Source organism: Klebsiella ornithinolytica NBRC 105727 = ATCC 31898 (assembly GCF_001598295.1).
Classification (GTDB): Bacteria; Pseudomonadota; Gammaproteobacteria; order Enterobacterales; family Enterobacteriaceae; genus Klebsiella; species Klebsiella ornithinolytica.
In genome coordinates this window covers 20424-27506 of sequence record NZ_BCYR01000025.1, presented here as the reverse complement: position 1 = coordinate 27506, position 7083 = coordinate 20424, and the positions used below count along the sequence as shown (strand labels likewise).

At 57.8% G+C, this 7083-nt stretch carries 6 protein-coding genes and 1 pseudogene; 5 read left to right on the top strand and 2 right to left on the bottom strand.

Annotation, left to right across the window (positions count from 1 at the left end; translation table 11 throughout):
* Positions 1 to 65: 65 nt before the first annotated feature.
* Positions 66 to 953 carry a LysR family transcriptional regulator gene (locus tag ROR01S_RS25200; protein WP_064359979.1) on the top strand — a complete coding sequence of 296 codons (888 nt, stop codon included), beginning with the start codon at positions 66 to 68 and terminating at the stop codon, positions 951 to 953.
* A gap of 45 nt (positions 954 to 998) precedes the next feature.
* Here the strand turns inward: ROR01S_RS25200 and ROR01S_RS25195 are convergent.
* A pseudogene (locus ROR01S_RS25195) lies at positions 999 to 1337 on the bottom strand (DUF1294 domain-containing protein); the annotation flags it as partial.
* Positions 1338 to 1571: 234 nt separating this feature from the next.
* On the opposite strand from ROR01S_RS25195, the gene cybB reads away from it, so the two are divergent.
* The 4 genes from cybB to ROR01S_RS25175 all read left to right on the top strand — a co-directional run bounded on the left by cybB (position 1572) and on the right by ROR01S_RS25175 (position 4200).
* Positions 1572 to 2099 carry a cytochrome b561 gene (cybB, locus tag ROR01S_RS25190; protein WP_004861420.1) on the top strand — a complete coding sequence of 176 codons (528 nt, stop codon included), beginning with the start codon at positions 1572 to 1574 and terminating at the stop codon, positions 2097 to 2099.
* A 103-nt stretch (positions 2100 to 2202) separates the two neighbouring features.
* Complete coding sequence (locus ROR01S_RS25185) at positions 2203 to 2676, top strand: GNAT family N-acetyltransferase (protein WP_032717375.1); 474 nt, start codon at positions 2203 to 2205, stop codon at positions 2674 to 2676.
* Positions 2677 to 2781: 105 nt separating this feature from the next.
* A complete protein-coding gene (locus tag ROR01S_RS25180) occupies positions 2782 to 3057 on the top strand; it encodes a metal/formaldehyde-sensitive transcriptional repressor (protein WP_004861424.1) in 276 nt (91 codons plus the stop codon).
* 24 nt (positions 3058 to 3081) lie between these two features.
* Positions 3082 to 4200, top strand: coding sequence for an S-(hydroxymethyl)glutathione dehydrogenase/class III alcohol dehydrogenase (locus ROR01S_RS25175; protein WP_015584439.1), 1119 nt, complete (start codon positions 3082 to 3084; stop codon positions 4198 to 4200).
* Between the two features lie 317 nt (positions 4201 to 4517).
* Here ROR01S_RS25175 and ROR01S_RS25170 read toward each other — a convergent pair whose 3' ends face one another.
* Complete coding sequence (locus ROR01S_RS25170) at positions 4518 to 6890, bottom strand: membrane-bound PQQ-dependent dehydrogenase, glucose/quinate/shikimate family (protein ID WP_032717379.1); 2373 nt, start codon at positions 6888 to 6890, stop codon at positions 4518 to 4520.
* Positions 6891 to 7083: the final 193 nt, after the last annotated feature.

Genomic DNA, 7083 nt, shown 5'->3' with positions numbered 1-7083 from the left:
GTGATATATTATTTTTTTCCCACATATCCCCTGAAACTGATGGCACTTATAAGCAGAATCATTAAATGAATAATAAGCTCAATGCGATAGCCACTTTTTTACGCGTAGCCGAAGCGGGTTCCTTTTCTGCGGCCGCCCGCCAGAGCGGGATGAAGCAATCTGCTGTCAGTCAGCAGATTGCGGCCCTTGAAGAGTCGCTTGGCGTGGTATTGCTGCATCGTACTACGCGGGTGATGGCGCTGACCGGGCAGGGGGAAATCTACCGCCGTGATATGCAGCTTTTGCTCGAGGCCATGCGGGAAGCGGAAAGGCGGTTGAACCCTGGCGATCATCAGTTTCAGGGCCGGGTACATGTGCAGTTGCCGAGCGGTCTGGGACAGATTTTTATGCCACACCTGCTGGCGCTGCAGAAAGAGAATCCAGGCTTGCATCTGATGCTGTCACTGGATGACCGCATCGCCGATCTGGTTACTGAAGGGGTAGACGTCGCGCTGCGGCTGGGCCATGAGCCGCCGCAAGCGCATGCGGCGCGCGTGCTGGCGCGTATTGAAACGGCGCTCTTTGCCGCACCTGATTTTACACCGCTGCATTCCGTCAACGAGCTGGCGATGCATCCGCACGTGCGCTTCAGCGCTATCCCGCTGGAAGCACCGCTCCGTCTGGTCTCGGGTCAGGACGCTGTCGATGTGAAAGTGAATACCGTTTTCCGGGCCAACACCAGTGAGGCTCTGCGACAGGCGATTGAGTCAGGCCTCGGGATCGGCGGCATGCAGCTCCCGCTGGCAGCCAGGGCGGTACAATCCGGCAGGCTGGTGCCGGTATTACCCGCCTGGCGCTTACCTGACCGCTTCCTTTACGCCGTCTATCCCGACGCCCGCTTTATCCCTCAAAGGGTCAGAAGCATCATCAGCGCCATCGAATCCTTACTGCCTGACATTATGGGCAAAATCTGAAGGCGAGACACTCGCACTGGGGAAAATCGAACGGGAAGCGGTCGAAGAAGAGAACGGAGAGAACTGATAAACCGCCAGCGTCGCGAGAATACTCAATATCACGCTGATGATGAAGTAAGTTTTAAAGGGCTGTTTTTGCGTTTTATGGCGGAACACCTGTTGACCGACCATCGCGCCAGGCCATCCGCCCACAAAGCCGAATACCAGCAAGGTAGATTCTGGCACCCGACGCCAGGCTTTGCGTGCCGCCATTTTATCCATGCCGTAAATCACCAGCGTCAGTACGCTGACCAGCAGGAACCACGTGATATAAGGATGCGGAGTAAACAGACTCCCGGTCGCCGCGCAGACGAGGAGTAAATAACAGAAGCGATTGAGATTCATACCATTAGCCAGCAGCGATCGGTGAACGTAGAGGGCGAATTATACTTACCCGGAGAGCGGAAAACACCTCGGCGATGAGCGGGGCACTACCGGTCTGGAGAAGAGGTTACTTCATTGTTTTTCCTGGAAATATGTATCTAGGGGCAATTGTTTCTTATAAGTACGTAAAAGTTAATGAATTTTTCAGGAAAGGTCGTTATGTTGTCGGCATCACAGTTTTGTTAAGGGTTTAACATGCGCGATAAATACACTGGCCTGCAAATAGGTATCCACTGGCTGGTCTTTTTATTGGTGGTTGGCGCCTATGCCACCATGGAGCTTCGCGGTTTTTTCCCCCGCAGCGACCGTCCGCTCATTAATATGATTCACGTTTCCTGCGGGGTGGCCATTCTCGTGTTGATGGTTGCGCGCCTGCTGGTCCGACTGAAGTCCCCGGCGCCGCCGATTGTACCGAAACCGTCACCGATGATGACCGGTTTTGCCCATCTGGGGCATCTGATTATCTATCTGCTGTTTATCGCCCAGCCGATCGTTGGACTGGTGATGATGTATTACCGTGGCAATCCGTGGTTTGCCTTCGGCCTGACCATGCCGTTTGCGGCGCAAAGTCAGTTTGAGCTGGTGGATACGCTGAAGGGCGTACATAGCCTGCTGGCGAATACCGGTTACTTTATCATCGGCGCGCACGCGCTGGCCGCGCTGCTGCACCACTATCTGTGGAAAGATAATACGCTGCTGCGCATGATGCCACGTAAGCGCTAATCACTCCCGATATCCTGACCCCGCCGCCGAGCGGGGTTTTTTTTATTCCTTCCGCTGCCGGTTGTGGTAGATCTGATACGGACTGAGGAAAAAGGAGTCCAAAATGAAAGTCAGACTTGCCGTGCCGGATGAGGCACCTGCGCTATGGAACATCCGCAATCAGGCCATTCGCAACGGCTGTCGTGAGAGCTACGCAGCCGCGGTCCTCAAGGCCTGGACGCCGGATACGATGCCGGAAGGGTATCGCCATGCGGTGCGCGACAATCCCTTTTTTGTCGTTGAGGAAGAGAGCGGGCGCCCGGTGGCGACCGGCTTTCTTGATCTCCGCGCGGCCAGCGTGGAAGCCATCTTTACGTTGCCCGAATGGGGCGGAAAAGGTTGCGCCGGAATGATTTTGACGACCATTATCGCCGAAGCGCGACGGCGGAATCTCCCGCGCCTGACGCTGGAAGCGACGCCGAATGCGGCCGGGTTTTATCTGCGCCATGGTTTTGTCGCCGTGCGCGAAAAGCTGCTGCCGTCAAAGCTGGCGAAGGCGGATTTACGCTGCGTGGAAATGGCGCTCCGGCTCAGCTAACCGCCACGGCTCGCCGCCGTGCAACGGTATAAATCGGCGTTTCAGTTTGCCACTTTGCTTAATAAAATATAGTATACCCCCCTATACAATATTGAGGGCGTCATCGTGCCACATTCACCTGAAGACAAAAAACGCGCGCTCAGCCGCGTACGTCGCATTCGCGGGCAGGTTGAAGCCCTGGAAAGGGCGCTGGAGTCCGGCGAGTCCTGCATGTCGATTTTGCAGCAGATTGCCTCCATCCGCGGGGCGACCAACGGCCTGATGGGTGAAATGGTAGAAATCCACCTTCAGGACGAGCTGGTCAGCGGCGAAACAACCCCGGATCAGCGAGCGGCCAGAATGGCGGAAGTCGGTCATCTGCTACGATCTTATTTAAAATAAATCATCACGAAGGAAGAGACGGTTATGAAATCACGTGCAGCTGTCGCGTTTGGCCCCGGCCAGCCGCTGAAGATTGTTGAAATTGATGTTGCTCCGCCGAAAAAAGGCGAAGTGCTGGTCAAAATTACCCACACCGGCGTCTGCCATACCGACGCGTTTACGCTCTCCGGTGACGATCCGGAAGGGGTGTTCCCGGCCGTGCTGGGTCATGAAGGCGGCGGTATCGTGGTCGAAGTTGGCGAAGGCGTCACCAGCCTGCAGCCTGGCGATCACGTTATCCCGCTGTATACCGCAGAGTGCCGCGAGTGCAAATTCTGTAAATCCGGTAAAACTAACCTCTGCCAGGCAGTACGTGCCACCCAGGGGAAAGGTCTGATGCCGGATGGCACCACCCGTTTCTCCTATAACGGCGAGCCGGTTTACCACTATATGGGCACCAGCACCTTCAGCGAATACACCGTGGTAGCCGAAATTTCACTGGCGAAGGTGAACCCGCAGGCGCCGCTGGATAAAGTCTGTCTGCTGGGCTGCGGCGTGACCACCGGTATCGGTGCCGTTCACAATACCGCGAAGGTCAAAGAGGGCGATACCGTGGCGGTCTTCGGCCTCGGCGGGATTGGTCTGGCGGTTATCCAGGGGGCGGTGCAGGCGAAAGCCGGGCGCATTCTGGCGGTTGATACCAACCCGGAAAAATTCACCCTCGCCAAAGAGATGGGGGCGACCGATTTTATCAACCCGAATGATTATGATAAGCCGGTTCAGGATGTGATCGTTGAGCTCACCGATGGCGGCGTGGACTTCAGCTTCGAATGTATTGGCAACGTCAACGTGATGCGTGCGGCGCTCGAGTGCTGCCATAAAGGCTGGGGCGAAAGCGTGATTATCGGCGTGGCCGGTGCGGGCCAGGAGATCAAAACCCGTCCGTTCCAGCTGGTGACCGGGCGCGTATGGCGCGGTTCGGCATTCGGTGGAGTGAAAGGGCGTACCCAGCTGCCGGGTATGGTTGAAGACGCGATGGCCGGTAAAATCGACCTCGATCCGTTTATCACCCACCGCCTGCCGCTGGAGCAGATTAACGAAGCTTTTGATTTGATGCATGAGGGGAAATCGATTCGGACCGTCATTCATTTCGGCGAGAATTGATTTTCAGACCAAAAATAACCCGGGCTTGCCCGGGTTATTGCTAAAGAGTGGTGACTCTCACCGCAGATTTTCCTACCCGTGTCGCCACCGCTGCCGTTCGCGATGCCTCCATCCAGGACCCTTAGGGTGGTGATAAAATGGTTTAGCGAATGCACGGGTTTCGTCGGGTGGCGCCTGACCCGACCGACAAAGCGCTGTTTCCGGCAGACCTGCGCAGGCGTCGTTCCCGGCAGGCCCGCGCAAGCGTAGCGCCGCCGGGCACATTGCCCAGGCTCGCACATTGCCAGTAAACAGGGCCCCGTTTGGGGCCCTGACGCTTACTTCTGTTCCGGTAACGCGTAGGCGATGATGTAATCGCCGCGATCCGGAGACTGACGAGCGCCGCCGGCGTTGATGATAATGTACTGTTTGCCGGTTTTCGGCGAAACGTAGGTCATCGGGCCGGACTGACTGCCGACCGGCAGACGAGATTTCCAGATCTCCTTACCGTTGGCGGTATCAAACGCGCGCAGGTAGAAGTCCTGAGTCCCGGCGAAGAACAGCAGACCGGACTGGGTCGACAGCGATGCGCCCAGCGTCGGCATCCCGATGGGGATAGGCATATGCATGCGAATACCCAGCGGGCCAGTATCTTCAACGGTCCCTACCGGCACCTGCCACACCAGTTTACCGCTCTTCAGATCCACCGCGGACATGGTACCGAACGGCGGTTTCTGGCACGGAATACCCAGCGGCGACAGGAAGCGTTCACGCATTGCGCCGAACGGCGTCCCTTCCATCGGCACAATCCCCATCTCGATGCCGCTGGCATCTTTGGCGACTTTTTCACGCGGAACCATATAGTTTGCCAGGCCAAGGCGCATATCGTTGACGAACATCAGGCTGTTGTTCGGATCCACCGAGACGCTGCCCCAGTTCATGCCGCCCAGCGAGCCCGGATACTGCAGCGAGCGGTCTTCGCCCGGCGGGGTGAAGATACCCTGATGGCGCATGGCTTTGAAGGCGATTCGGCACATCAGCAGGTCCACCGGCGTCGCCCCCCACATATCCGACTCTTTCAGCGTGTCATTGCCAATCATTGGCATGCCCACGGAGTAGGGCTGCGTCGGAGAGTAACGTTCGCCTTTAATCGTCCCGGCCGGAACCGGACGCTCTTCCACTTTCGCTACCGGTTCCCCGGTCGCGCGGTTGAGCATAAAGATCATCCCCTGCTTGCTGGTCTGCACCAGCACCGGCGTGGTGCCGCCTTTCCCGTCGGGAAGGTCGTACAGCAGCGGTTGTGACGGCAGGTCGAAGTCCCACAGATCGTGGTGGGTGGTCTGGTAGTGCCAGCGTACCTGGCCGGTCGTGGCATCAACGGCGACGATCGAGGAGCTGTATTTGTCATCCAGCGCGGTTCGTTCACCGCCGAAGAAGTCCGGGGTGGCGTTGCCGGTTGGCAGATAGATCAGGTTCAGCTTCGCGTCATAGGACATCGCCGACCAGACGTTTGGCGTGCCGCGGGTGTAGGTCTGGCCTTCCGGCGGCAGGCCGGTCAGGCCCGGATTACCCGGATCCCACGCCCAGGCCAGTTTACCGGTGTGGACATCGTAGGCGCGGACCACGCCGGGAGGCTCGCCGGTGGAGAAGTTATCCGCCACGCGGCCGCCGACAACGACGACGTTACCGGCAACCAGCGGGGTGGAGGTTTGCTGATAGTAGCCCGGTTTGATTTCACCCATTCCGACGCTCAGATCGACGATACCGCGATCGCCGAAAGTCTCACAGGTTTTGCCGGTATCGGCGTCAATCGCGATCAGACGGGCATCGGTGGTCGGCAGGAACAGACGGCGGGCGCAGGCGGCAGGCTGAACGTCACCTGCAGCGGCGGCCTGGGCCTGGCTGTCTTCGTAATAGCCGAGGCCGCGGCAGCGCTGCCAGTTTGGCGCGGTGGCTTTTGAATCATAGCGCCACTTTTCCTTTCCGCTATCGACATCCAGCGCCAGCACTTTGCTGTACGGCGTACAGACATACAGCGTATCGCCGATTTGCAGCGGGGTGTTCTGGTCTTCCGCGCCGGAACCGTTGCTTTGCGGGATATCGCCGGTATGGGCGACCCAGGCAACCTGCAGCTGGTTGACGTTCTGTTTGTTAATCTGGTCGAGGGCGGCGAAGCGGTCGCCGTGGGTGGTGTTACCCCAGTGCTCCCAGTTCTTCTGCTGTTCACCCGGGGCAACCGGTTTTACCGGTACGGCTTCCGTAGCGCTGACCAGCGGCTGTGATTTGAACATCCAGCCAAAGCTGGCGGCCAGCACCACGGCCAGCACCGCGGCCAGGCCAAACGCCGGGCCTTTCTTCGCCGGCGGGGCCGAAAGATAGGGCCAGACCAGCGCCGAGAGCAGCGCCAGCGCGCCGAACGCGAACAGGCGCGAGAACAGCGGCCAGTAGGTCCAGCCGGCATCGCCGATCGCCCAGACCACAGAGGCGATGAACGCGATGGCATACAGCACAATACCGGCGCGACGATTGCGGAAGATAAGCACGGCGGCGATAACCATCACTAGACCCATGATTGCGAAATAGAGGGTACCGCCCAGCGTGGCGAGCTTGACCCCAAGAATACCGATAGCCAGGCCGATGATGAGCATCAGCCCGGCGAGAAGCCACTGCAGGATCCGGGGGAATCCTCGCGGCACGTTGCCAGTTGCCATTTTGTCTCCTTAAACCATCCGTTCTCAGATGCGAACCAAATGAATCAAAAAATACAGGGGTGCTTTTGAGTGAAGTGGAATACGCCTTCATGTTGGCGATATTCACAAGTTACGTTGATTTCGAATGAACCATTTGGTGAAATCGCGACAATGATAAATCTGTTAATGAAGTTTGCGCAATTGTTAATAAACA